Below are 22,178 nucleotides of genomic sequence, written 5' to 3' on the forward strand. Positions count from 1 at the left end.
GAGTCAGCCGACATTCGCCAAATTGGATATTCGGGAGCCGTGGATGAAAATCGCGATAGTGAATATCGGCACCATTGTCTCCGGTGATTGGCGAGCACCTATCGCTCCCGGCGATCGTATCCTGATGGAAGATGGCCTTCTGACAAAGGTCGGACAGTTCGATAAAGCCGAACTTGAAGGCTGTGACCTCGTAGTCGATGCAAAAGGTGTGACCGCATGCCCGGGCTTGATTGATTCTCACGTTCATATCGCGTTCGGTGACTACGCGCCAAGATTCGCGACGACGGGATTTCTAAAAGACTATCTTTATGGAGGAACAACGACTGCAATTTCTGCGTCAGAGGTTCATGTGCCGGGTCGGCCGAGCGACGTCGAAGGTGTGAAGGCGCTCGCTGTTGCGGCAAAGAAGTGTTGGGACAATGTGCGTCCGGCCGGCATGCGCGTTTACGGTGGCAATGTTCTGCTTGAGCCAGGCCTTACTGACGAGGACTTTCAGGAGCTTGCGGGACATGGAATCTGGCTCGCCAAGGCCGGCTTCGGAAGCGTGAAGACGCCATTCGACTATGTTCCTCTTATCCAGGCCGCGAAGCGGGCAGGAATGATCACCAACGTGCATACCGGTGGTGCTTCTCTCTCGCTGGCCAACTCGATCTATGGCGAGCATATTGTCGCGATGCAGCCGGATGTCGCCTTTCATATCAACGGCGGCCCGATCGCAATTCCGGACCAGGATTTCGAACTTATCGTGCGTGACAGCAGCGCCGCCTTGCAGGTCTGTCAGGCCGGGAATCTTCGTACTGCACTCAAGACCCTCGATCTCGTTACCTCGTACAATTGTTTCGACAGATTCATTATCGGGACCGACACGCCAACCGGCATTGGTACGATGCCGGAAGGGATGATTAAAACCGTGGTGGAGATGTGCGCGCTGTCCGACTATTCGGCGGAGCATATGATCGCTGCCGCCACAGGCAATGTAGGAAAGATTTACCGGCTCAACTGCGGTTTTCTTCGTGAGGGGTGTGACGCCGATCTGCTCTTGATAGACGCGGCATTTGGCGCATCGAAATCAACGGCACTGGAAAGCATGAAGAATGGCGATGTGGTGGCCGACGTTGCCTGCTTCACGGCGGGTATTGCCCGATATATCGGCCGCAGCCGCTGCACGCCGCCGCCGATGCGAATTCCGGAAGTTGTGGTGAACAGAATTCCGAGTGTCTTTGAGCCGCCGGGGCTTCTGCACTAACCGCACTTCTGGTCGATGTCCGCTGCCAATCAAGGCGATCTGTTGAAAGGAACGACGATGCGCACGGGAAGTGACTACCTCGCTATGCTGCGGAAGCGGTCTTGTGAAATTTACATCGGCGGGGAGCTAGTCGAAGACGTAACGGTTCACCCGGCCTTTGCAAACGTTTGTCGCACGGTGGCCAGTCTCTACGATATGGCGGCCGATCCGGCGAACCAGGCTGACCTCACCCATGTGGATCCCGAGACGGGCAAGCGATATAACAATATGTGGCTTCGGCCACGAACCCGAGCCGACCTCGATGCCCGCAATCGCCTGCATACTGCCTGGGCCGGTCTCTCCTGGGGTTTGTTCGGACGATCGCCGGACCACGTAGCCGGTTGGATTGCGGGCATGGCGTGCAATCCGGAAAGCTTCGACATCTACGGGGAGGGCCGCGCCTCCAATCTGATGCGGTACTTCGACTACGCACGTGAGAACGACCTCTACATTGCCTATGCGATCGTTCCGCCTGCCGGTGTCAAGAGCACGGACGCCGTGGTAGCGAAGGCCCAGACGTCCATTCCCAACGCCCGTTGGGGGAGCGCTGCGGGTCTTCAGGTTGTGGACGAACGACCCGATGGAATCGTTGTTTCCGGCTTCAAGATCCTGGCAACCGGCGCGGTGCTCGCCGATGAAATTCTGTTCGGAAATTTTCAATCTCTTGCCGAAGGGCAGGAGCGGTTTGCTGCGACTTTCGCGCTTCCCGTGGGAACACCTGGCATGACGCTGTGGTCGCGCCGGCCGTTCGCCATGACCGCGTCCAGCGAACTCGATGACCCGCTCGCGTTCCGCTACGATGAAACCGACGTCGTGGTGTATTGCGAAAACGTTCTGGTGCCATGGGATCGCGTACTTACCCATAATCATGTGGACATGGCGCGAGCCGCGTTCAGCGACACGCCGGCGCATACCCTTGGCAATGCGCAAGCTCATATTCGGCTGCTGGCGAAAATGCGTCTCATCCTGGGCGTGATTAAAAAAGTCACCGAAGTGAATGCGATCATTGGCCTCCAGCCGGTGCGCGACACACTTTCGCATTTGGCCGTTCAGGTTGCCATGCTTGAAGGATTGATCGAAGCCGAGAATGCCAAGCCGGAAACATGGAAAAATGGATATATTTCGCAGGACCGGCAGGCGATGTACGCCACAATGGCGTGGTCGACGACAAATTATCAGAACTTTATCAATTCGGTGCGCGAGCTGCTGGGCAGCCATCCGTTCCAGCAACCGGCGGATGTCAGCGTCTTCGACAATCCCAGAACGAACGAGCTGTATTCAAGGTTTGTGATGGCTGAGCCGGAAGACGCGGTCGAGCGTTACAAGCTCATGCGTCTAGCGTGGGATCTCGTCGGCACCGAATATGCGAGCCGGCATTCGCAATACGAATTGTTTTATAACGGTGCGCAGTTTGTAAACCGGATGCGCGTTTGGCATTTCTTCCGTTGGGACGTCGTCGAGAAAGAGGCTGAGCGCGCGCTAAGGAGCCTCGGCGGTTATCGAGAGCTTGTTCTGGAGAGGGCGGGCAAACCGGTGCCGTCCTCCAGGACGGCCGCAGCCTAGCGAATCGGGATCGAGGATACCTGCGATGAAACTTGCAACCTTTGCAAAACGAAACAGTCCGGGCGCTCCGCGCCTCGGCGTGGTGCGCGAGGGGGGACTGATTGACCTGGAAAAGACCGCTGCCGCGCTTGGTTGCGCGCTGCCGGCGAAAGACATGATCAGTGCTCTCGGCTCCCGGACGCTTGAAGCGGTCGATCGCTTGGCCACCGAGGGTGAAAAGCGTGGCTTCTTTGTGCAGGCAGACAGCGTTGTGTTTCTTCCGCCAGTCAGCAACCCGTCCAAATTCTTCTGTGTTGGGAAGAATTCTCGGCAGCACCGTCAGGAGCTTGTCGCGAACGACATGCTCAAGGAGATGCCATCGGAGCCCACCGGCTTCGTCAAGCTGGTTCAGACCATGGTGGGTGATGACGTCGAGGTCCTGCGGCCGGAAGGGATCACCACCCTCGATTATGAGCCGGAACTTGTGCTGGTGGTGGGCCGCCACGCGCATCGGGTGAAAAAAGGCGAGGGCAGATCCTACATCGCCGGCATTACTGTGTTCAATGATCTGACCGCGCGGGAGATTCAAAAGCGCGAGGTGGCTTCGGGAACCCGATTTTGGACAGCGAAAAATATGCCGGGGTTTGCTCCCATCGGACCCTATGTCGTGACCTTGGACGAGGTCAAAGACCCGTTCGACCTCTGGGTGACATGTCACGTGAACGGCGAGCTTCGTCTGAGGGAGAATACCTCACAATATATCTACCAGATCGAAGAGGTACTTGAGCATTTTACCCGGTACATGCCATTCGAGCCAGGCGACCTGATCGCGATGGGAGCGCCGAAAGGCGTTGCCATGGGACAACCCAACGCTGCCGAGTTGTACCTCAAGCCCGGTGACAAGATGGAAATCGGCCTCGAAGGGCTAATGACACTTCGAACGACAATTGCCGGAGGATAATCGATGTGCGAAGAGCCGAATATCCGTCAGCAGTTCCTGAAAGGTATGAGCTTTTCCGCTTCCACGGTGAACGTTGTCACGACGGACGGCCCCGCCGGCCGCCAGGGAGTCACCGTTTCAGCGATGTCTTCCGTCTCGGCGGACGGCCCGTGTCCTACCCTTCTTGTCTGTGTCCACGAAGCGAGCCCGGCAGCGGCGGCGGTCCTTCGCAATGGCGTGTTCTGCGTGAACGTTCTTCGCGAAGATCAGTCAAGCATCTCAGATAGCTTTGCAGGTCGTCTAGGCTCGGCAGGATACGATAAATTCGCCTGCGCATCCTGGACCACCGGCATAACCGGAGCGCCACGCGTGATCGATCCGCTTGTCGCATTCGATTGCAGATTGAGCGGAGAGCACCGAGTCGGAACGCATTATATTATCATAGGCTCCATCGCCCATGTGTTCCTGCCGAAATCGGGAGGATCACCGCTCATTTATTCCAACCGCAGTTACGCAAGACCCACTGAACTCGCGATTTAAGTGTGGCACGATCAAATTGACAATCATTGCTCCCAATCATCGATTGTTCATCCAGCTCACCCCGAACTCGAACCTGGATTCGAGACGATTTGGAAAATCCTGAAAATGCTGTTTCGAATGGTTTCAACGGTGCTGGCGTTTTGCGCCCTTACCCTGCCGGTTTCTGCGGCCAGCTACCCCGATCGTACGATCAGAATGATCGTACCATTTGCCGCTGGCGGCGCCACCGACGTTCTGGCGCGTCTCGTCGCGCAAGCGCTCAACGCCAAATGGGGTCAGCCGGTCGTGGTGGAAAACCAGCCGGGTGCTTCCGGCGCCATCGGCACGCGGGCTGTAATGAAAGCAGCGCCGGATGGTTATACGCTGCTGATGGCGTCTACCGGCTCCCTCCCAATGGTGTCCGCCGGTGCGGACGACGGCGCGCCGCTTGACGTCAGCAAAGTACTCTCTCCGATTGCGATGGGGGCAGCGCCGGCCTATCTGCTCGTCGTTCCCTCGACGTTGCCAGTTACGTCGGCTGCCGATCTGGTCCGCCTTGCCAAGGAAAAGCCGGATGGATTGACGTTTGGCTCCTCCGGCGTCGGGGCGGCATCTCATCTTTCCGGCGTACTCTTCGCAAGTAGCACGGGAATTAAGATGCTCCATGTGCCCTACAGGGGTACCTCGCCGGCTGTGACCGATCTGGTGGCCGGACGCATTGATGTTATGTTCGCGCCGGGACCCGTAGTGCAGCCATATGTGCAGTCCGGTCATCTGAAGGCGCTGGGCGTCACCGACACCAAGCGATCGAAGTTTTATCCTGGTGTTCCGGCAGTGTCCGAAAGCGTGCCGGGCTATCAATCTGTCGGTTGGTTCGGCTTGCTGGCGCCGGCACATACTCCACCTGAGATTGTCAAGCAGATCAATCAAGTCATTATAGCCGCGATGGATACGCAAGAATTCCGCGATCATCTCGCGATGCTTGGCGCCGAACCCGAGCCCAAAACGCCTGAAGAATTCGGGCACTACATCAATTCCGATATTGCAAAATGGGCCAAGCTGATCAAAGACAACGACATTCAATTGCCCGTGACGAAGTAATTCCGAGTGTTCAATCTGTTGAATAGTTCCTTTACCGCCTCGGGAACCCAGGCCAGCATTCATTCGCCGGCGGAAGTCGAATCCGTGGTCCTCGTCCGCACGCGCCGGCTGCGGAGAAATCCGTGCGACGCCTTCGCGCAGAGCGCCGAGAGTTCCTGCTCGAGCAGGTTGTTCGTGACGATCAGCGTCTCGATCTGGACAGGTAGTTGGTTGGCGTGCCGGTAGGGTCTTCGATTGCCCGGGCACGCACGTTCTGCTCTTGCACACGGGATCGTTCAGGTGGCTTGCGCTTCTTCCGGGGGTGAGGTTCGAAACCACGTTGCTGCTCTTCCATAATCTTCGTCGCAGCCAATGCCATGGTCCAAATTTCCCCGCGAATGATCTCACCCTCCCTTCGAGCGCTGGAGGCATCTTTGACAATGCCTTCATCTCCTCTTTGAAGCGTTTAATCACCGGGCTGTGGTCTCTTGATTTCGCCAGTTTGTGCGGAGCCTCGGCGTCAGAATAATCCTTGCGTAGGTCCATGAATTGAGTCGGGCGCCCGTTCTGAAGCCAACTCTGGATTTTGGCCAGCACGAATCCAGGCCTCCTTCCACGCAATGCCTAGTGGAACCTCTCAGTGCTCGTGCCCGTTACAGTTCTTCAAGTCCAAGGAGGACTCCCCATGATGAAAATCGCTTTTGTCGTGGCGACAGCGGTGTTGACGACTGCCCCGCTCGTAACTCCGGCCAAGGCCCAAGGCGTCAAGATGGCCCAAGTCAATATGCAGACCGGGCTGCACCTCGACGACCGCAATGATCGCGACGACCGCGACTATAGGGACCGTCGCCGGTATGACTCCAACGCCACAGTCGGCGTCGGTCCAGGCGGTGTCACCGTCGGCCCACGACAGCGCTGCCGCATGGAGACTACCATGATTGAACGGGACGACGGCCGCAGGATCACGCGCAAGGAGCGCGTCTGCGACTAAAGCGGGCAACAAAGAATTAATCGTTGAAGCGTCCCAGGCATTCGGGAAATAGCGCCCAGTGAGCCCGCACCATCATATCATTGGTTAGCTATCGGCGGAGACTGCGACTAGTCGTGTCTGTTCGGTAACCTGCGGAGCAGTCAATAGGTCCTTGAGCCACGTCTCGCCGCGGAACTTGCAGTACTGCTCGGCCCGCAGACGATCCGCCAGGCGCCCGGCGGGAAGGACGACGTCGTCGTAGGTAATGACAGCATCCTTGGCGATGCCGCGCTTCAACCGGCAACCCTCCACAAGGCCTTCCGGCAGGTAGCGTTCGGCGCTCATCTCATCGGCATTCACGGCCTCGCCATAGGTCATGTACATGCCGTAGTCGTCGAGCACCTCGCCGGCCTTGAGATCGCGCTTGGCGACGGCGCAGACTTCGACCACGGGACCGCCGAGCGGCTTGGTGGTCGGATCGCGGAACAGCACAGCGCGCGCAATCGCGTTCGGCGCTTCGAAATGCACCAGATGATAGGGGATGAAGAAGGAATAGAGCGGCCCCGGTCCCATCTTGTACAGGTTCAGATAGTGCTGTTGCTTTGGGTCGGGATGCTCGGCCAGGCAATAGACCTTGGTCAGCGGCGTCCCCACCACGTAGTCGATCGCGCCCCCAAGTTTGCGCAGTTCCTCGACGTCGTATAACTCGCCGATCTTGAGGACATCGCCCGTGTAGTGCCGGCCGCGCGACATGCCGCGCGAGCGCACCTTGAAGCCCGTCGCATTGGCGACGATGCTCTGCTCGAAGCTGATCTTGGAGCCGTCGGCGAAGCTCGTCACCATCGCGGCGTTCTGTCCCCAACGCTCGGCAAAGCCCTGTTGCGTCGTCGGGTTACGATAAGGATCCTGAAGGCCCTTCACATTCCCCATCAAGCGTGGCGTGAGGCCAAGGCCCTTGACCCAGCGATAAAGGTTCATCTGCAGGCCGGGCTCGTCGCCCTCACAGCCGGTGAGGATCACGCCGAGCCGGTCGGCATAGGTCTGGAGGATGGGACCGATGGTGCCATCGAGTTCGGCGTTCATCAGCACGACGTCCTTCCGATGCCTGAAGGCCTCAAGCACGACGTGGGCGCCGTATTCGACCGAGCCGGTGACATCGACGAGCACGTCGATATGCGGCGAGCGTGCGAGGAGCATCGGGTCATGGGTCGCCACCGGACGCGCACCCGCGGCAGCATCGTCGAATTTGAGCTGCGACTCCGCGACGACAATGTCCTCGCAGCCCGCATACTTGAAGACCGCGACGGCTCTCTCGGGACGCCGGTTGGATATCGCGACGACACGCATACCAGGAGTGCTGTTGACGATCTGGTTGGTCAGGCCTTGGCACATGAAGCCGGCACCGACGATGCCGACGCGGATGGGCCGATTCTGATCTGCGCGCGCCTTCAATGCCGTATCGACGATCCACATGGCCTTCCTCCTCCGCCGCTCGACTCACCCGTAACCCAGAGGCGCTAAATCTGCAGGAATCGTCACGCCGCCATTGCAATCGACATCCTGCGCTTCACTTCCTCCTCGATCTCACTCAACGGGCGGAACGCCTGATCCTTCGGTGACATCACCGAGACCGGCAGCGGCCAAATGAGTCCCAGCCGCGGATCGTCGTGGTGGAGTCCGCTTTCAGCGTTCGGCGTATAGAATTCGCCCACTTGGTAGCTCGTGTCCGTGTTGTCGCGCAGCGCCTGGTAGCCGTGCGCGAAACGCTCCGGCACGTAGAGCGCCGTCATATTGTCCTCGTTGAGATCGACGAAGATGTGCTCGAGGTAGGTCGGACTCTCGGGCCGCAGATCGACAATAATGTCGCGGATGGCGCCGCGTGTGCATCGCACTAGCTTGCTCTCGGCAGCCGGTGGATACTGGAAATGCATGCCGCGTAGCGTGCCCTTCTTTGCGTTCGAGGCGACGTTGGCCTGAGCGATCACAGGCTTCAGCCCATGATCGCGGAACTCGTTCTGGCAGAAGGCACGCGCGAAGAAGCCTCGCTCGTCCGTCTTGCGATCAAGATCGATGATGAAGGAGCCTCTAAGCTTCGTTTCGGTGAAGATCATGGTTCGCCTCCGGTCTAGCCCTTGACGACGGCAAGCTCTGGCTCGGCGGCCTGCCGATGTCTCAGATCGTCAGCGAGGATGCCGTCGGCGATCAGTTTCTGGATGTGGCCGATGCGCTGGTAGCGCGGACCCTCGAATTCCTCCAGCGTCAGGTTCGATTGGCGATAGGCGTTGTAGAGCTGTTCGGCGCCGCGCCGCGCATCCCATTGCGGCTTGAAGGCGGGCAGCACGCGCGCGATCTTGTCGAAATTGACACGATAGGAGCGCGTGTCAGGGCTCGCATCAGGAGCGATCTCGAGCCGGCAGCCCGGAACCACATCGGCGACGATCGCGGCGATATCGCGGATGCGGTAATTGTGCGCGGTCTGGCCGACATTGAATGCCTGATTGAAGACCAGGTCCGCCGGTGCTTCGAGCGCTGCGATGAAGGCGCGCGAAATATCCTCGATGTGGACGATCGGCCGCCAGGGCGATCCATCCGACTTCAGGTAGATGAGACCCCTCGTGACCGCCCAGGCCACCAAATTGTTGAGCACGATATCGAAGCGGATGCGTGGCGAGACGCCATAGGCGGTCGCCGGACGCATGTAGGTCGGGCAGAATCCGTTGCCGGCGAGCGGGGAAATATCGCGCTCCGATCGGACCTTGGATTCGCCATAGGCTGTGACCGGGTTCAGCGCGCCGGTTTCATCGAGCATGGCCTCGCCGGCCTGCCCGTAATTGCTGCACGAGGAGGCGAGCAGGAACCGCTTCACGCCCGCCTCCTTGGCAAGCGTGCCCAGGCGTACGCTGCCGCCGTGGTTGATCCCGTAAGTGAGTTTGGGGCGGAAATTGCCGAGCGGGTCGTTCGACAAAGCGCACAGATGGATGATGGCGTCGAGCCCTTTGAGATCTTCGCGCGCGACATCGCGGATGTCTTTGCGGATATGCGGCACAGGCGCGATGCGGCCGCCCGCCTCAAAGGTGCAGCGCTCATAGAGATTGCTGTCGAGGCCGATCACTTCGTGGCCAGACCGCAGCAGCATCGGAACCATCACGGTTCCGATGTAGCCAAGATGTCCTGTCACCATTACACGCATGACCGTTCACCTCTGTTCACTGCACCACGATCTTTCGTCCGTGGAAGGCTTCCGCGAATCCGTCCGGCGCGCGGCATTCCGCGCCCCGCAGACGCGCCAGCCCCATGAAGGTTTGTGCGTCGAACCAATCCTTCGAGCGTTGCGTGCCGAAATGTTCGTAGAGGAGCTTTGCCTTGCGCTCCATCAGCGCCCTGCTGGCCGGGATGAAGACGTTCGGCTGGCCCAGATCGCCGTCCCATTTCGGAATCTCGTATTCGAGGATCGCGTGGTCGCGAAACGTGTTCCACGTCAGCATGGACACTTCGCGATGATCCTGATGCGCATCGTTGCGCGAGTGGCACAGGATCACATCGGGCGACGTGCGCCGTTTCAGCGCCTCGAACCAACTCTTGATGTCGGCTCCCTGGTACGGGAAGAAGCCGTCCTTGAATTCCGCCAGATCGATGACCGACCGTGCCGCATCAGCTAGAAATGCCTCGGCGGATGCACGCGCCTCGGCAGCGCGTGCACCGTAGGCGCTGAGCACCGCCCAGTGCATGTCCAAGCGCACGCCGCGATCGATCCAGCCGAGGATCGTTGCGCCGGCGCCGATTTCGATGTCGTCCGAATGAGCGCCGATACAAAGAACGGAGAGGCGGTCGCCCGAGCCTGCAAGTCCAACGAGCTTCATCCGATCTTCCTCTCGACATGGATCGAGGCGGCCCGGGAGTCCCGATTGAGGAGCCAAGGCATCGTACCTTTCTCGACGAGATCTTCGAGGATCTGCTTGTCCTTCAGCGTGTCCATCGGGCGCCAGAAGCCTTCGTGCCGGAAGGCCATGAGCTGGTCGGCTTCGATCAAGCGTTGGAATGGGGCCTCGACGAGTTCATCGCCTTCGCGCATGTAGTCGAATATCTCCTTGCGGAAGATGAAGAAGCCGCCGTTGATCCAGAGATTGGCGTCCTGGCTGGCGCGGATGCGCTCGACCTTCCCACTCGGCCGCATGTCAACCAGATGCAGGCTGAACGACGGCCGCACCGCGGTGAAGCAGCCGATCTTTCCGCTCGCGCGGAAGGCCTTAATCATTTCAGGCAGATTGACGTTGGCAAGGCCGTCGCTGTAGTTGGCGAGGAACATCTCCTCGCCCGCGACATGCTCGCGCACTGCCCACAGCCGCTCGCCGATATTGCGCCAGATGCCGGTGTCGATCATCGCGATGCGCCAGTCCTGCTGCGGATCGCCGAGGATCTCGACCTGGTTGCCGAAGTTCGTGACGACGCAGTCGGCGTAGGTCTGCGGCTTGTAGTTCAGGAAGTATTCCTTGATGACGTTCGCCTTGTAGCCAAGGCACAGGACGAAGTCCTTGTGGCCGAACTGGCTGTAGTAATGCATAAGGTGCCAGATGATCGGCCGTTCGCCGATTGGAATCATCGGCTTCGGGATGCTTTCGGACACATCCCGAATGCGCGTGCCGAGGCCGCCACAGAACAGAACTGTTTTCATCTCTCAGCGGCCTTTTCTCGTGTGTGTCGCGTGCCGGCTTGTACGCATCTCAACTCAACGCCGTATCTCGGACCAATAGCGAACGTACGATCTCACAGCGCGTGGTCATCGCGCCTGAGGTGAATTAAGCCGAAACTTCCGTCTTGCTGCGCCAGACGGTTCCCTGCGCCGCGTTGCGCGCCTCCTTGCGTGCAAGCATCTGCGCCGTGATTTTTGCGCAGTGCACGGCGACCATGGCCGTGCATGTTGCTTTGGTGAGGATCCCGACCGGCTTGCCGCTCGGCGCGGAGAAGAAGGCTTTGAGCTGCCGTGCCCTACGGGAGTAGGCCTTTCCGTCGGTGCTCAGGAAGCTCTTCAACTCGCGCTGATTTAGCGCCCAGGAGACGCCGGCGTGAAAGCGCTTGAGGAAAAGCCGCTCGGGAACAGCGCGGAAGCGGCCGAGCAGCGCGAGCTCGGCGAGCATGGCGCGATCGCTGCCAGCGAAGTTCGGCAGCAGGTGCGTCCGCTGGAGCGCCTCGCGGCGCATGACCGCGAACATGTGGCTCCCCCAGCGGGCGCGCGCGAGTACATGCCAGAAGCGCTCGACGGCGATCGGGCTGTCGCCGATCGTTGGACTGTCGGGCCTTTGTCGAGCGCCGGTCTTCGGATCGACATACGTCCCAGTGTCGGACTCGAACGGGAACGCCTGGCCATCATCGCCGATGAACGCCGTGCCACTGTGCGCCAACACGGCGGCCGGATCCTCGTCGAGCAGCCGCACACAGCTCTCGAGATAGTGGCTTCGGTGGAGGTCGTCGTGAGCGGCCCACTTGAAGAGTGGTGCGGCCGACAGCTCGAATGTCCGGTTGAAGTTAGCGACGAGGCCCAGGTTCCTATCGCTTCGGAAATAGCGAATACGACTATCGCGGCTGACGTATTCCCGGCAGATTTGCGGGGTGCGATCTGTCGACGCGTTGTCGCTGATAATGATTTCGAAGTTCCTGAAAGTCTGTACCAAGAGACAGTCGAGCGCTTGCGGGAGGAATTCCTCTGCATTGTAGACCGGCAATCCGATCGACAGCTTGGGCACGAGACTAACAGGTGGATGCTGTGCCATTCTTATTCTCCCCGTCCGTCTTGCCGGAACATAAGCGCAAGCTTGCCGGGTATTGTCCAAGCGGCCGCTCTACTCCACAGCCACTCCACAACGCCGATTGTTCAGGTGTCAGCTCGCCAGGATACCAGGTGAAGGTAGAAGTGAAGCCTGTCGGTGGCGGTGCACGGAGTCAACGAACCGCCCGGGGTACTCCCTTGGAACGCTGTACACGGGCGGAGCTGACGAGGAGCTTGCCGCCGCTTCTTTCGAGGTAGTCACTTTGCAGCGTATACGTCGCCCAAAGTGCTGCCCGCTGCGCGCTCCCATCAGCTATTGAAATCAATGATGAACACACCGCTCAAATTCGATCATGAAATGCGGCCTATTTTTCAGCGGGAGGGCTCGGATTTTCGAGCCCACTATGAGGATTGGGCCGCCCACAGCTTACTGTCGATTAAGCGGCACCGAGGGCTCATCGCATCGCTGGTCGCGCTCGCGCTCGCGATCGCGTGCATCATCATACCGCTGATGCCACGCAAATATTCGGCGGAGGCTCTCATCTATCCGAATCTGTTCTCCCGTGAGCAAGAAAAGGCCGTAGCATTGGCAAGCGTCGACGCGGCGTCGATTGTCTCCAGCGAGGCTCGTCTGATCCGTTCCGACGCGATCCTGCGGGCAGTCGTAAAGCGCCTTGGGCTGGACCCCGTGGCCGCCAAATCGCAGTCGTGGGCGACGCAGGGCCTGGATTGGGTTCGGGCCAGGCTTTTGCCGGAAACCCGTAACCATTCGCCATTCGATCGGGCGGTCGCGATGCTGCGCGACAAGGTGGCGGTAATGAACGACACACGTTCATATCTCATCTCCATTTCCTTCACGGCGCCGTCCGCCGACGAAGCCGCGCGGGTCGTCAACGCCTTCGCCATCGAATACCTCCGGGACAAGGAGCTGCAACGGAGACGAGATGGGGCTGCGGCGGCCGAGCATGAACTGGGGCGTCAACTAGCGATTTACGGCGAAAAGCATCCAAAGGTCTTGCAGGCCGCGGAGGGACTGGACGCGGCGCGCGCCTCGTTGAAGGCCGCGATGAGCCCGCAGGACGGTGGTCAGGACGAGGTCACAAGCGATGAAACCGTCAAGCTGGCGGTGCCAAATCGGACCCCGACGAGTCCCAAGGGATTTGTGATCCTCGGACTGTCTTTCCTGTCGGCCTTGCTGGCCGGCGTTGGCCTGGCCATTTGGCGCGATCGCAGGGACGCTAAACGCAAGCACACGGTCGGTCACCAGCCGCACCCACAATAGCGCGGACGTCCAATCCTGCATCCCGCGAGCGACAAAGACTGTCGAGGGCATTTCCATGGGCGCTAAACTTCTCATCGAGAGAGCATCATGGACGCTCGTCGATCAGGGCGTGGTAAGCTTCGGCAATTTCCTGCTCAACGTGCTGCTCGCGCGCACGCTCAGCGAAGTGGATTATGGGGAATTCGCGCTTTTCCTCGGCGCCATCTTCATACTGCGGAATATCGATTACTCGTTCATCTCCTACCCGCTGTCTGTGCGCCTGTGCGTCACAAGCGATGAGGAGCGCGCCGGGCTGCTCGGGAACACGATCCTGCTTACCACGGCTCTGAGTCTCGTCCTGGTCGTGGCCATGGCGCTTGGAACCACGCTGTTGGAGGTCGACAACATCAGGTTGCCGGCGTGCCTCTGCTATTTGTGCTGGCAGGCGCAGGAGACGTCGCGGCGATGCCTGCTCGCCGATTTCCGCTACCGTGCGGCGGTAGCCGGAGACGGCATCGCTTACGTCGGACAGGCCTTGCTGATCGCGCTGCTGGCTTGGCTCGATGCCATCACGCTCCCGGCCGCGCTCTATATTATGTCGGCGACCTTCGCCATCGGCGCCTTGGTGCATGCGTCGAAGCTGCGATATGCCTGGCCGGATCTTGCCGAAACGCGGCTATTGGCCCGTGAATATTTTTCCGTCGGGAAGTGGTCTTTCGTCAATTACCAGCTCGTGCTCGCACGCGCTCAGCTCTTTCCGTGGGTGTTGGCGGCTGTTGCAGGGACCGCGGCCACCGCATCGCTTCAGGCCGGTCTGAACATTGCGAACATGATGAACCCGATCATCATGGGAATCGGCAATGCTATCCCGCAGGTCGCGGCTCACGCGCACCGCACCGGGGGCGTCATCAGCGCGTCGCGCGCGGCCTATGGCTATGTCCTCTTCGGCTTGGCGCCGATCCTGGTTGTTTCCGCCGCGGCCGTTCTGATGCCGGAGCTGCTTCTGCGGACGGTCTACGGTCCGTCATCGCCCTACCTCGCCGCCGCCATGGGTTTGCAGTTCCTCGCGGTCGCCGGGGTACTCGACTACATCGCGGAAATGATCAACAAGACGCTGCTCGGCGTTCAAGCCGGCAGGCTCGCCTCTGCGGTCAATGTTGTGGCCGTTGGCGTGGCGGCAGTGCTGGCCTTCGCCCTCATCGGCACACTGGGCGTGCTCGGTGCGTGCCAGGCTCTCTTGATCGCCAACCTGGTGCGCGCGACCGGCGCCGTGATCGCGATCGCATGGCTGATCACTGACGAAAAATCGCGCGAGCGGGCCCGCTCTGGGGCGGTCGGCAGTCCGGGACCGGCCAATAAGGTCGTCGGCGTGCCCGCAGAGCAATGATGCAACATGGAGCCCGACACGCAAAGAACAATGACGGACACATTCAAAACGGGATCCCGGGGCGCGCTTTCCGAGGGCGATCGTTATCTCGCGTTCCTCGCGATCGTGTTGCTGGGCTATGCGTTGATGGGGAAAGGCTTCGCCTATCTCGGCTTCCCGCCGCTCTATATGGGCGAGATCGCCTTCCTCACGGGGATCGTTGTCTTTCTCAGGACCGGCGCCCTTGTCGGTGCGCTCGCGACACTGCCGGCCCTCATGCTGGTCGCACTGATGGCCTGGGTCCTGGCGCGTACGTTCCCCTTCTTTGGCCTGTACGGGTTTGATTCCTTGCGCGACAGCGCCATCGTCATGTATGGCGGCTTCGCCTTCATCGTCATTGGTCTGTTGCTCGAAGATGCGAGCCGGATCAACACCCTGCTTCGCTATTACGGGATCATGCTGGCGAGCTTTCCCGCCATATTCGTGGGGATATTGCTCACCAAGTACTGGGGAAATTACATCCCGCGGCTGTATGGTCCGGTGCCGATCGTGGAGATCGGGGCGACCATGGCTGGAACGCATTTGGCGGGCGCCATGGTTTTCGTCCTGATCGGCTATCGCAAAGTCTCTTTCCTCTGGGTTTTCGTCTGGTTAGCCACGCTGGCTTTGGTCAGTGCTACCAATCGTGGCGCGACGCTTGCCGTCATCGTGCCGGTCACAATCACGATGCTCGTTCTCGGACGGTACCGCTTGCTGCTGACCACGGTGGTGGCGGCCGTGAGCATATTCGCCGCTCTCCTCGCGCTCGAAGCCACCTTCGGCGAATATGAGGAAAATGATTCGAGGGATTCGTGGGCACGTCCAGTCAGCGCCCACCAGATCGTCGATAACGCCAAGAGCATTATTGGTCAATCCGGCCAACAGAGGGAAGGAACCACGCGGTGGCGTCTCAACTGGTGGGACATCATCATCAACGATACCATCCATGGACCCAACTTCTGGACCGGCAGAGGATTCGGAATAAATCTCGCCGATGCCGACGGCTTCGGCGGCACGGGCCATCCGCGCAATCCGCATCCGCCGTTACGCAGCCCGCACAACGCGCACATGACCCTGTTGGCACGCGCTGGGATTCCGGGCGTGGTGCTGTGGGCGCTAGTCCTCGTGTCCTGGTTTGGCATGCTGATGAGAGCGATGCTGACGGCCCGCGCCCGCGGCCACAAGGATTGGGCGAACCTGTTCTTATTCATCGGCTGCTATGCCGCGGCGATTGTTATCAACGCGACGTTCGACGTCGTGCTCGAGGGTCCGATGCAGGGCATATGGTTCTGGTGCCTGTTTGGCTTCGGGATCGGATCGGTGATGGTCTATCGCGTTTACGGCGCGGCAGAAAGGAATGCAGTATAGGTAGATGATGGCATGGCATAGAAGCTTGTGGTTACGCCCAACATTGCTCTCCGTATTCGGCGTTTGCGTGCTGGGGCTCGCGGCGTCGGTCGTGAGGTTTCCGCTTGTCCCGCCGGCGAAGGTTGGCGTCCAAAGCGCGTCCTGTCCGGGAGACGCGATCGCCATTGAGCCCGGCGCTTCAATTGAAGCGGCGGTCGCAGCTGCGGCTGACGGTGCCGTGTTCTGTCTGAAAAACGGAATTCATAGAGCGCAGGCGGTTCGCCCGCGGCCGCGGCAGCATTTCAACGGGGAGGACGCCACCATCCTGAATGGCAGCCGGCTGTTGACCGCCTTCCAGCGCGAAGATCGCTATTGGGTGGCGAGCAGCCAACCTCAGGGCGCCCCCAAGTATGGCGAATGCCTGCCCAGCGCGCCGGCCTGCGATCGTCCGGACGCACTGTTCATAGACGACCGGCCGTTGACCAAAGTGGTGAGCAAGGACGCGCTCGCAAGCAATCAGTTCTACGTCGATTACGACGCCGGTAGGATCTACATCGTCGACGACCCGACGAACCACAAAGTCGAGGTGACCGCCGCGTTGTTTGCGTTCGAAAGCGCTGCACCCGATGTGTCGATTAGCAATCTCACGGTCGAGAAGTATGGGAGCCGCGCGCAAAAAGGCGCGATCCACGCTAATGAGGGAGTGCGATGGACTATCGAAAATTGCGTAGTGCACCTGAACAGCGGTGTTGGGATCAGCGCCGGGTCCGGCACTCGCGTGCATAACTGCGACATTCATCATAATGGCCAGATCGGCATCAATGGCAACGGCGAGGACATCCTCATCGAGGGCAACCGAATCTGGTCGAACAACATCCGTGGTTTCGATCCAGACTGGGAAGCCGGCGGCGCCAAGATCGCCGAAAGTGATGGCGTCACGTTCCGCGACAATCATGTGCATGACAACAACGGTCCCGGACTATGGTGCGATATCGACTGCCGTAACGTTATCTACGAGGACAATCTTGTCGAGAGCAACCAGCAGTCGGGAATCTTTCACGAGATTTCATTCAAGGCCGTCATTCGTAACAACGTGGTCCGGTACAATGGCAGCGGCAAAAGAAGGTGGTTTTGGGGGGCCGATATCACGGTTGCCGCCTCCCAGGATGTCGAGGTGACTGGCAATACGGTGACCGTCGCGCCCGGCGGATGCGGAATCATGCTGATCGATCAAGGGCGCAAGAACGACGCGGGCGGACAGTACAAGACGCGCAACAATACCGTTCGCGGCAACGAGATGACATTCGAGGGTGCCGTCTGTGCCGGCGGCGTCTCCGACACCAAGCCCGGGAATGAGAACTTCACGATCATCACGGATGGCAACAACCGGTTCGACGGCAACACATATCGTGTTCGGGCCGCGAGCGACCCGTCCCGCTTCGTGTGGGGCCAGGACGTCACCGACTGGAGCGGCTTCCGGCGCAAGGGTCTGGAGCAGTCCGGCCGCCTGGTCTTGCCCGACAAATGATGGCCAGGGGGCACGGGGACGGTGTCATGAGAGTACTCGAAATCTCTCGGCTCGATCGTGGATCAGTTTGGTGTGCCGGGGAAGTCATTCCGAGGGAACCCTTGAGGCCGCACTCGTTCTGATCCGACAATGCCGCGACAAAGATGTGGAAGGATTCCCGGTGATCGCGCTTGGCAACTGATGATAGAATTGCTCTTTGATCATCAGCGCGATTGAAGCTTTGAAACGAATTGGGGCTTGGAACGTGGCAATGCACAAATGCCGACCGAGGCACTCGGGACCTCGCTTGAGCGGGACCGGTCTTAGACCGATGATCGTCCGGATTTTGTTGCCCATCACGTCGAGTAGGACCGGACGTAGCGCCTCTGCCATGGCAGCGATCTCTTGACCCACGTCCACAGTTGCTATCTGCAGCCGGTCCTGCGCGAGCTTACTTGGAACTGCAATTTCATAGTTGGCCTGGATACCCGTCTTGGTGAGCCCAGCCTGAGCGGATAGAGCATTAGGAGGCGATCGCAGCGATAGAGTTGGGCGTACGCCATTAGCTGATGTGAGATGCCGCGGTTTGCGTTAGTGGTACCCTAGAATTTCGCCGATGAATCACCAAAGGCTTAGTGCAGCCAAAGCCGAACTGCCTCATCCTTATCAGCGTAGGAGGCGTTCCGATTGACTAGGCCATGTCAGACTTGGCGGCACCCGACCTGATGGCGCCATGCTTATCGGTGGTGGCGCCCTGCTACAACAAGGCAGAAGTCCGCGCTGCTCTTCACCAGGGTACCTTCAATCGCGCCGATCCGGATTTCGTGTGGGTGGCGTTGCCCGGCGTGCGGATGGAACGGTGGATCATCGACAATCAGAACTGAGAGGCTCCTCGTGTGCGGCATCGCAGGCTTCCTTGACCCCGGCAGTAGTCGCGGTCCCGAATCGATGCGGCGACATGTCCTCGGCATGACGAACTGCCTCGCGCACCGCGGACCCGACGACGAGGGTGCCTGGGTTGACCCGATCGCGGGAGTCGCGCTCGGAAATCGAAGGCTGGCGATCATCGACCTATCACCCGAGGGCCATATGCCCATGCACTCCGCATCGGGTCGGTACGTGATCACGTACAACGGCGAAATTTACAACTCTGCGCAGATCGCTCGCACGCTCGAGCAGGCAGATCTGGCGCCACGCTGGCACGGTCACTCGGACACCGAAGTGATCCTTGCGGCCATCGAAGCCTGGGGCCTCGACAGGGCGCTCGGGTCGTTCAACGGCATGTTCGCGTTCGCGCTCTGGGATGTCCGCGAGCGAACACTGTGCCTGGCGCGAGATCGACTCGGCGTAAAGCCTCTCTACTACGGTCGCCTCAACGGCGCACTCGTATTCGGCTCGGAGTTGAAGGCGATCTCGGTCTATCCCGACGCCGCGCTGACGATCGACCGCGACTGGCTGGACCGATACCTGCGCGAGATACATTGGCAATCCGAGGACACGATCTACCGAGGAGTTCGCGGCATCCGCCCGGGAACGTATGTGACGTTCGACCGGGGGCTGCGGGCACATGAGCGGGTGTACTGGTCGGTGACCGACAAGGCCGAGATCGGATGCCAGGATCGCTTCCCGGGAAGCGAAGACGAGGCCGTCGAGAGATTGGACGGCTTGTTAAGGGACGCGGTTCGCTTGCGTGCGGTCAGCGACGTTCCGCTGGGGGTCCTGCTATCGGGCGGGATTGATTCCTCGACGGTACTCGCGCTTCTGCAGCAGGAGAGCTTCAGGGCGATCCGAAGCTTCTCGATCGGCTTCCCCGATTCGGGCCTCGATGAGGCGCCTGCCGCGCGGAAAATCGCCGCTCACATCGGCTCGGATCACACCGAGCTCTACATGGCGCCGAACGACATCATCCGGCTGATCCCTTCGCTCGCTCGGCTATCCGACCAACCGCAATCCGATCCGTCCTATGTATCCAATCACGTCGCCTATCGGCTCGCTGGACAGAGCGTGACCGTCGTATTGGCCGGCGATGGAGGCGACGAGCTATTCGCGGGCTACCACCGCCATCGATGGCTGCCAAGGGTGTGCCGACAGCTCGGTTGGCTGCCGGCCGGGATCCGGAAGCAAGGAGCGCGAGCGCTAACGGCGATCCCGCCGGCGACGTGGGACAAGGTCTTCGGCATCATCGAGCCGGCGGTCCCCTCCCGGCTACGGGAGCGAACCCCTGGCGCCAAGCTTCACCGATTGGCACGCTGGATGGCCTCTGCCTCCCAGGAAGAGATGTACCGCGTATTGTCCACTCGGTGGGATCCCGGTGACCGGCTCGTCGTGGGTCACGATCCCGAGCAACCGCCGAGCGATTTTTCATTCGTTCAACTGAACGGCGAATTCGAAATCCTGGAGCGGATGCTTGCTCATGAACTCGTCACGACCTTCGTAGACACGCAGCTCAACAAGGTCGATCGCGCGAGCATGGCCGTGAGCGTAGAGGCGCGCGTGCCGTTCATGGACTATCGCGTCGTCGAATTCGCTTTCACCCTGCCGCCTAACCTGAAGGTGCGCGGCGAGACGGGGAAGTACATCCTTCGCCGGGTCCTCCACCGACACGTTCCCGAAGCGTTGTATCAGCGACCCAAGATGGGATTCCATCTGCCGCTGAGCACGTGGCTCAGAGGACCTCTGAGGGAGTGGGCCGAGGACCTGTTGGACCCAGGTTGCATCCGCCAAGAGGGGCTGTTGGACCCAGATCCGATCCGAGTGAAGTGGCACGAACATCTCTCCGGCCGGCGAGACCGGGTCGACCATCTCTGGCCGGTGCTCATGTTCAGGTCCTGGCTAAAGCATCATGATCCCGACGCCACCGTGCATGAGGATCGGAGGCTGCTGAGTGTTCACTGACGCGAGACATATCGCCGCGGACTCGATCCTGAAGGCCGACATCTGCATCGTCGGTGCGGGGATCGCCGGGATCTCGATCGCGCGGGAGTTCATTGGTCGGCCTGAGAGCGTCGTACTCCTCGAAGGAGGCGGCCTGGAGTTCACGAAGTCCCTTCGCGATCTGCCGACCGTGCTGCGACGACATACGCTGGGGGAGCAAGCACTGGCCAGCGGCCGGAACGCCGGACAACCCTACTATCCGCTCCGGTTTGCGAGGGTGCGCGCGTTCGGCGGCTCGTCGCGGGCCTGGCACGAAGATCGCGGCGTTCACGTCCGCCCGCTCGACGCGATCGATTTCGGGACACGAGACGGCTTGCCGGAGCACGGCTGGCCCATCGACAGGACGCAGCTCGAGCCCTTCTACGAACGGGCCCAGCAATTGTGCGGGTTGGGCCCGTTTGCTTACGACGCGAAGACATGGGAAGCCCGAGGCTACGGGGCTCCGCTACCCCTGGATCCCAATCTCGTCGAGTCGGTGATCTTCCAGTTTGGCAAGCGCAGCAGATTCGACCGATACGAGGATGACTTCGCGCGGGCCGAGAATGTCAACCTCGTGCTCCACGCCAACGCCGTACACCTCACCGACAGGGACGGCCGCGTGAACCGGATGGACTGTGCGACGCTGTCAGGCAACCGATTCGGCGTCCACGCGCGGACGTTCGTCGTCGCTGCGGGGGCGATCGAGACCGCTCGCCTGCTGCTGGTCTCGAGGGACAGCCAGCCCGCTGGCATCGGCAATAACCGCGACCTGGTGGGCCGGTCCTTCATGGAACATCCGGATGTCGCAGCCGGATACCTGATTCCCAATCCGGAGCTCGATCGAAGCGCGTTCAGGCTGTACCAGTACCAGCGCGCTGGGGAGGACCTCAGGGTCGAAGCCATGTTTCGGCTGAGCGACTCTGCCTTGAGAACGGAGCGACTGCTCAACGCCGTGCTGCGCCTACGACACACCTACCGCTCCGGCATGACGGCGGCCGTGCAATCGGCCCAGGTCGTCCGGAGATCGGTGCACCACGGGATTGCGACGCCGGGGCTGGCGAGGCATGCGCTGCGGACCATCCTGGGGGCACCACAGATCCTCCGCCACTACGCGGCCTGGCGCTCCGGGCGCCCACCGGAGGTCTTCGGCATCGACGTGATGGCCGAGCAGGCGCCGACGATGTCCTCTCGAGTGAAGCTCGCCCGACGCCGAGATCGACTCGGCGTCCCCATGACGATCCTCGATTGGCGGCTGACGAGCATGGACTGGGACTCGATCCGGCGGACCGTGGAGATCTTCGGCGACGCCGTCCGTGAGGCAGGCGTGGGCACTGTGATCTCGACCCTTGGAGTCGGGAAGCATCCGCCGGCGGTCTTCGGCAACTGGCACCACCTCGGTACGACACGGATGCACCACGATCCCGCTCGTGGAGTCGTGGACGAGAACTGTCGAGTACACGAGATGAGCAACCTCTACATCGCCGGAGGGTCGGTCTTTCCCACCGGCGGCTATGCCAACCCGTCGCTGACCATCGTCGCGCTCTCTCTTCGGCTCGCCGATCATCTCAGATTGACGCCGAACTAGAGACCCATTGTGTCGAGCCCCTTCAGCAAAATGAGGTTGGATTTGGAGTGCAGGATAAAG

At 60.4% G+C, this 22,178-nt stretch carries 19 protein-coding genes; 13 read left to right on the top strand and 6 right to left on the bottom strand.

Going from position 1 to position 22,178, the window contains the following annotated elements; all coding sequences use genetic code 11:
* Positions 1 to 43: 43 nt before the first annotated feature.
* From N554_RS0109110 to N554_RS0109140, 6 genes are all read left to right on the top strand, one after another.
* Positions 44 to 1,246, top strand: a complete 1,203-nt coding sequence (locus N554_RS0109110) for an amidohydrolase family protein (RefSeq protein WP_036052745.1) — start codon at positions 44 to 46, stop codon at positions 1,244 to 1,246.
* A gap of 15 nt (positions 1,247 to 1,261) precedes the next feature.
* The gene (locus N554_RS0109115; RefSeq protein ID WP_029583180.1) at positions 1,262 to 2,848 is read left to right on the top strand and encodes a 4-hydroxyphenylacetate 3-hydroxylase family protein; all 1,587 of its coding nucleotides are present in this window, start codon (positions 1,262 to 1,264) and stop codon (positions 2,846 to 2,848) included.
* A 25-nt stretch (positions 2,849 to 2,873) separates the two neighbouring features.
* Positions 2,874 to 3,788: a fumarylacetoacetate hydrolase family protein gene (locus N554_RS0109120; protein ID WP_029583181.1), complete on the top strand. Its 915-nt coding sequence runs from the start codon at positions 2,874 to 2,876 to the stop codon at positions 3,786 to 3,788.
* Positions 3,789 to 3,791: 3 nt separating this feature from the next.
* Complete coding sequence (locus N554_RS0109125; protein ID WP_029583182.1) at positions 3,792 to 4,307, top strand: flavin reductase family protein; 516 nt, start codon at positions 3,792 to 3,794, stop codon at positions 4,305 to 4,307.
* 105 nt (positions 4,308 to 4,412) lie between these two features.
* The gene (locus N554_RS0109130; protein ID WP_029583183.1) at positions 4,413 to 5,387 is read left to right on the top strand and encodes a Bug family tripartite tricarboxylate transporter substrate binding protein; all 975 of its coding nucleotides are present in this window, start codon (positions 4,413 to 4,415) and stop codon (positions 5,385 to 5,387) included.
* Between the two features lie 664 nt (positions 5,388 to 6,051).
* On the top strand, positions 6,052 to 6,357 hold the full coding sequence (locus N554_RS0109140) for a hypothetical protein (RefSeq protein WP_029583185.1): 306 nt from the start codon (positions 6,052 to 6,054) through the stop codon (positions 6,355 to 6,357).
* An 84-nt stretch (positions 6,358 to 6,441) separates the two neighbouring features.
* On the opposite strand, the gene N554_RS0109145 is transcribed toward N554_RS0109140, so the two are convergent.
* The 6 genes from N554_RS0109145 to N554_RS0109170 all read right to left on the bottom strand — a co-directional run bounded on the left by N554_RS0109145 (position 6,442) and on the right by N554_RS0109170 (position 12,077).
* Positions 6,442 to 7,809: an NAD(P)H-dependent oxidoreductase gene (locus N554_RS0109145; RefSeq protein ID WP_029583186.1), complete on the bottom strand. Its 1,368-nt coding sequence runs from the start codon at positions 7,807 to 7,809 to the stop codon at positions 6,442 to 6,444.
* A gap of 62 nt (positions 7,810 to 7,871) precedes the next feature.
* Positions 7,872 to 8,447: a dTDP-4-dehydrorhamnose 3,5-epimerase family protein gene (locus N554_RS0109150; RefSeq protein ID WP_029583187.1), complete on the bottom strand. Its 576-nt coding sequence runs from the start codon at positions 8,445 to 8,447 to the stop codon at positions 7,872 to 7,874.
* Positions 8,448 to 8,461: 14 nt separating this feature from the next.
* Positions 8,462 to 9,526: an NAD-dependent epimerase/dehydratase family protein gene (locus N554_RS0109155; RefSeq protein ID WP_029583188.1), complete on the bottom strand. Its 1,065-nt coding sequence runs from the start codon at positions 9,524 to 9,526 to the stop codon at positions 8,462 to 8,464.
* Positions 9,527 to 9,542: 16 nt separating this feature from the next.
* Positions 9,543 to 10,196 (bottom strand): PIG-L deacetylase family protein, encoded by a 654-nt coding sequence (locus N554_RS0109160; RefSeq protein ID WP_029583189.1) that lies wholly within the window; start codon positions 10,194 to 10,196, stop codon positions 9,543 to 9,545.
* Positions 10,193 to 11,008: a glucose-1-phosphate cytidylyltransferase gene (locus tag N554_RS0109165; RefSeq protein ID WP_029583190.1), complete on the bottom strand. Its 816-nt coding sequence runs from the start codon at positions 11,006 to 11,008 to the stop codon at positions 10,193 to 10,195. Before N554_RS0109165 ends, N554_RS0109160 begins: the two co-directional genes overlap by 4 nt.
* A 124-nt stretch (positions 11,009 to 11,132) precedes the next feature.
* Positions 11,133 to 12,077, bottom strand: coding sequence for a glycosyltransferase family 2 protein (locus N554_RS0109170; RefSeq protein ID WP_051677404.1), 945 nt, complete (start codon positions 12,075 to 12,077; stop codon positions 11,133 to 11,135).
* A 351-nt stretch (positions 12,078 to 12,428) separates the two neighbouring features.
* On the opposite strand from N554_RS0109170, the gene N554_RS0109175 reads away from it, so the two are divergent.
* From N554_RS0109175 to N554_RS0109205, 7 genes are all read left to right on the top strand, one after another.
* Positions 12,429 to 13,382 carry a Wzz/FepE/Etk N-terminal domain-containing protein gene (locus tag N554_RS0109175; RefSeq protein WP_197033505.1) on the top strand — a complete coding sequence of 318 codons (954 nt, stop codon included), beginning with the start codon at positions 12,429 to 12,431 and terminating at the stop codon, positions 13,380 to 13,382.
* 55 nt (positions 13,383 to 13,437) lie between these two features.
* The gene (locus N554_RS0109180; RefSeq protein WP_051677405.1) at positions 13,438 to 14,748 is read left to right on the top strand and encodes an MATE family efflux transporter; all 1,311 of its coding nucleotides are present in this window, start codon (positions 13,438 to 13,440) and stop codon (positions 14,746 to 14,748) included.
* Between the two features lie 30 nt (positions 14,749 to 14,778).
* Entirely contained in the window at positions 14,779 to 16,134 is a 1,356-nt protein-coding gene (locus tag N554_RS0109185) for an O-antigen ligase family protein (RefSeq protein ID WP_051677406.1), read from the top strand.
* 91 nt (positions 16,135 to 16,225) lie between these two features.
* Positions 16,226 to 17,641, top strand: coding sequence for a right-handed parallel beta-helix repeat-containing protein (locus N554_RS0109190; RefSeq protein ID WP_245283558.1), 1,416 nt, complete (start codon positions 16,226 to 16,228; stop codon positions 17,639 to 17,641).
* A gap of 677 nt (positions 17,642 to 18,318) precedes the next feature.
* A complete protein-coding gene (locus N554_RS40910) occupies positions 18,319 to 18,504 on the top strand; it encodes a hypothetical protein (RefSeq protein ID WP_029583196.1) in 186 nt (61 codons plus the stop codon).
* A 10-nt stretch (positions 18,505 to 18,514) separates the two neighbouring features.
* Positions 18,515 to 20,515 carry an asparagine synthase (glutamine-hydrolyzing) gene (gene asnB, locus N554_RS0109200; protein WP_197033507.1) on the top strand — a complete coding sequence of 667 codons (2,001 nt, stop codon included), beginning with the start codon at positions 18,515 to 18,517 and terminating at the stop codon, positions 20,513 to 20,515.
* A complete protein-coding gene (locus N554_RS0109205; protein ID WP_029583198.1) occupies positions 20,505 to 22,118 on the top strand; it encodes a GMC oxidoreductase in 1,614 nt (537 codons plus the stop codon). Before asnB ends, N554_RS0109205 begins: the two co-directional genes overlap by 11 nt.
* Positions 22,119 to 22,178 lie beyond the last annotated feature (60 nt).

The sequence above is a fragment of the Bradyrhizobium sp. URHD0069 genome, from assembly GCF_000701345.1.
Classification (GTDB): Bacteria; Pseudomonadota; Alphaproteobacteria; order Rhizobiales; family Xanthobacteraceae; genus Bradyrhizobium.

Excerpts from the sequence above, each read along its gene's own strand:
- N554_RS0109110 (WP_036052745.1), top strand. The coding sequence starts at position 44 with ATGAAAATCGCGATAGTGAATATCGGCACCATTGTCTCCGGTGATTGG.
- N554_RS0109115 (WP_029583180.1), top strand. The coding sequence starts at position 1,262 with ATGTCCGCTGCCAATCAAGGCGATCTGTTGAAAGGAACGACGATGCGC.
- N554_RS0109120 (WP_029583181.1), top strand. The coding sequence starts at position 2,874 with ATGAAACTTGCAACCTTTGCAAAACGAAACAGTCCGGGCGCTCCGCGC.
- N554_RS0109125 (WP_029583182.1), top strand. The coding sequence starts at position 3,792 with ATGTGCGAAGAGCCGAATATCCGTCAGCAGTTCCTGAAAGGTATGAGC.
- N554_RS0109130 (WP_029583183.1), top strand. The coding sequence starts at position 4,413 with ATGCTGTTTCGAATGGTTTCAACGGTGCTGGCGTTTTGCGCCCTTACC.
- N554_RS0109140 (WP_029583185.1), top strand. The coding sequence starts at position 6,052 with ATGATGAAAATCGCTTTTGTCGTGGCGACAGCGGTGTTGACGACTGCC.
- N554_RS0109145 (WP_029583186.1), bottom strand. The coding sequence starts at position 7,809 with ATGTGGATCGTCGATACGGCATTGAAGGCGCGCGCAGATCAGAATCGG.
- N554_RS0109150 (WP_029583187.1), bottom strand. The coding sequence starts at position 8,447 with ATGATCTTCACCGAAACGAAGCTTAGAGGCTCCTTCATCATCGATCTT.
- N554_RS0109155 (WP_029583188.1), bottom strand. The coding sequence starts at position 9,526 with ATGCGTGTAATGGTGACAGGACATCTTGGCTACATCGGAACCGTGATG.
- N554_RS0109160 (WP_029583189.1), bottom strand. The coding sequence starts at position 10,196 with ATGAAGCTCGTTGGACTTGCAGGCTCGGGCGACCGCCTCTCCGTTCTT.
- N554_RS0109165 (WP_029583190.1), bottom strand. The coding sequence starts at position 11,008 with ATGAAAACAGTTCTGTTCTGTGGCGGCCTCGGCACGCGCATTCGGGAT.
- N554_RS0109175 (WP_197033505.1), top strand. The coding sequence starts at position 12,429 with ATGAACACACCGCTCAAATTCGATCATGAAATGCGGCCTATTTTTCAG.
- N554_RS0109180 (WP_051677405.1), top strand. The coding sequence starts at position 13,438 with ATGGGCGCTAAACTTCTCATCGAGAGAGCATCATGGACGCTCGTCGAT.
- N554_RS0109185 (WP_051677406.1), top strand. The coding sequence starts at position 14,779 with ATGACGGACACATTCAAAACGGGATCCCGGGGCGCGCTTTCCGAGGGC.
- N554_RS40910 (WP_029583196.1), top strand. The coding sequence starts at position 18,319 with ATGTCAGACTTGGCGGCACCCGACCTGATGGCGCCATGCTTATCGGTG.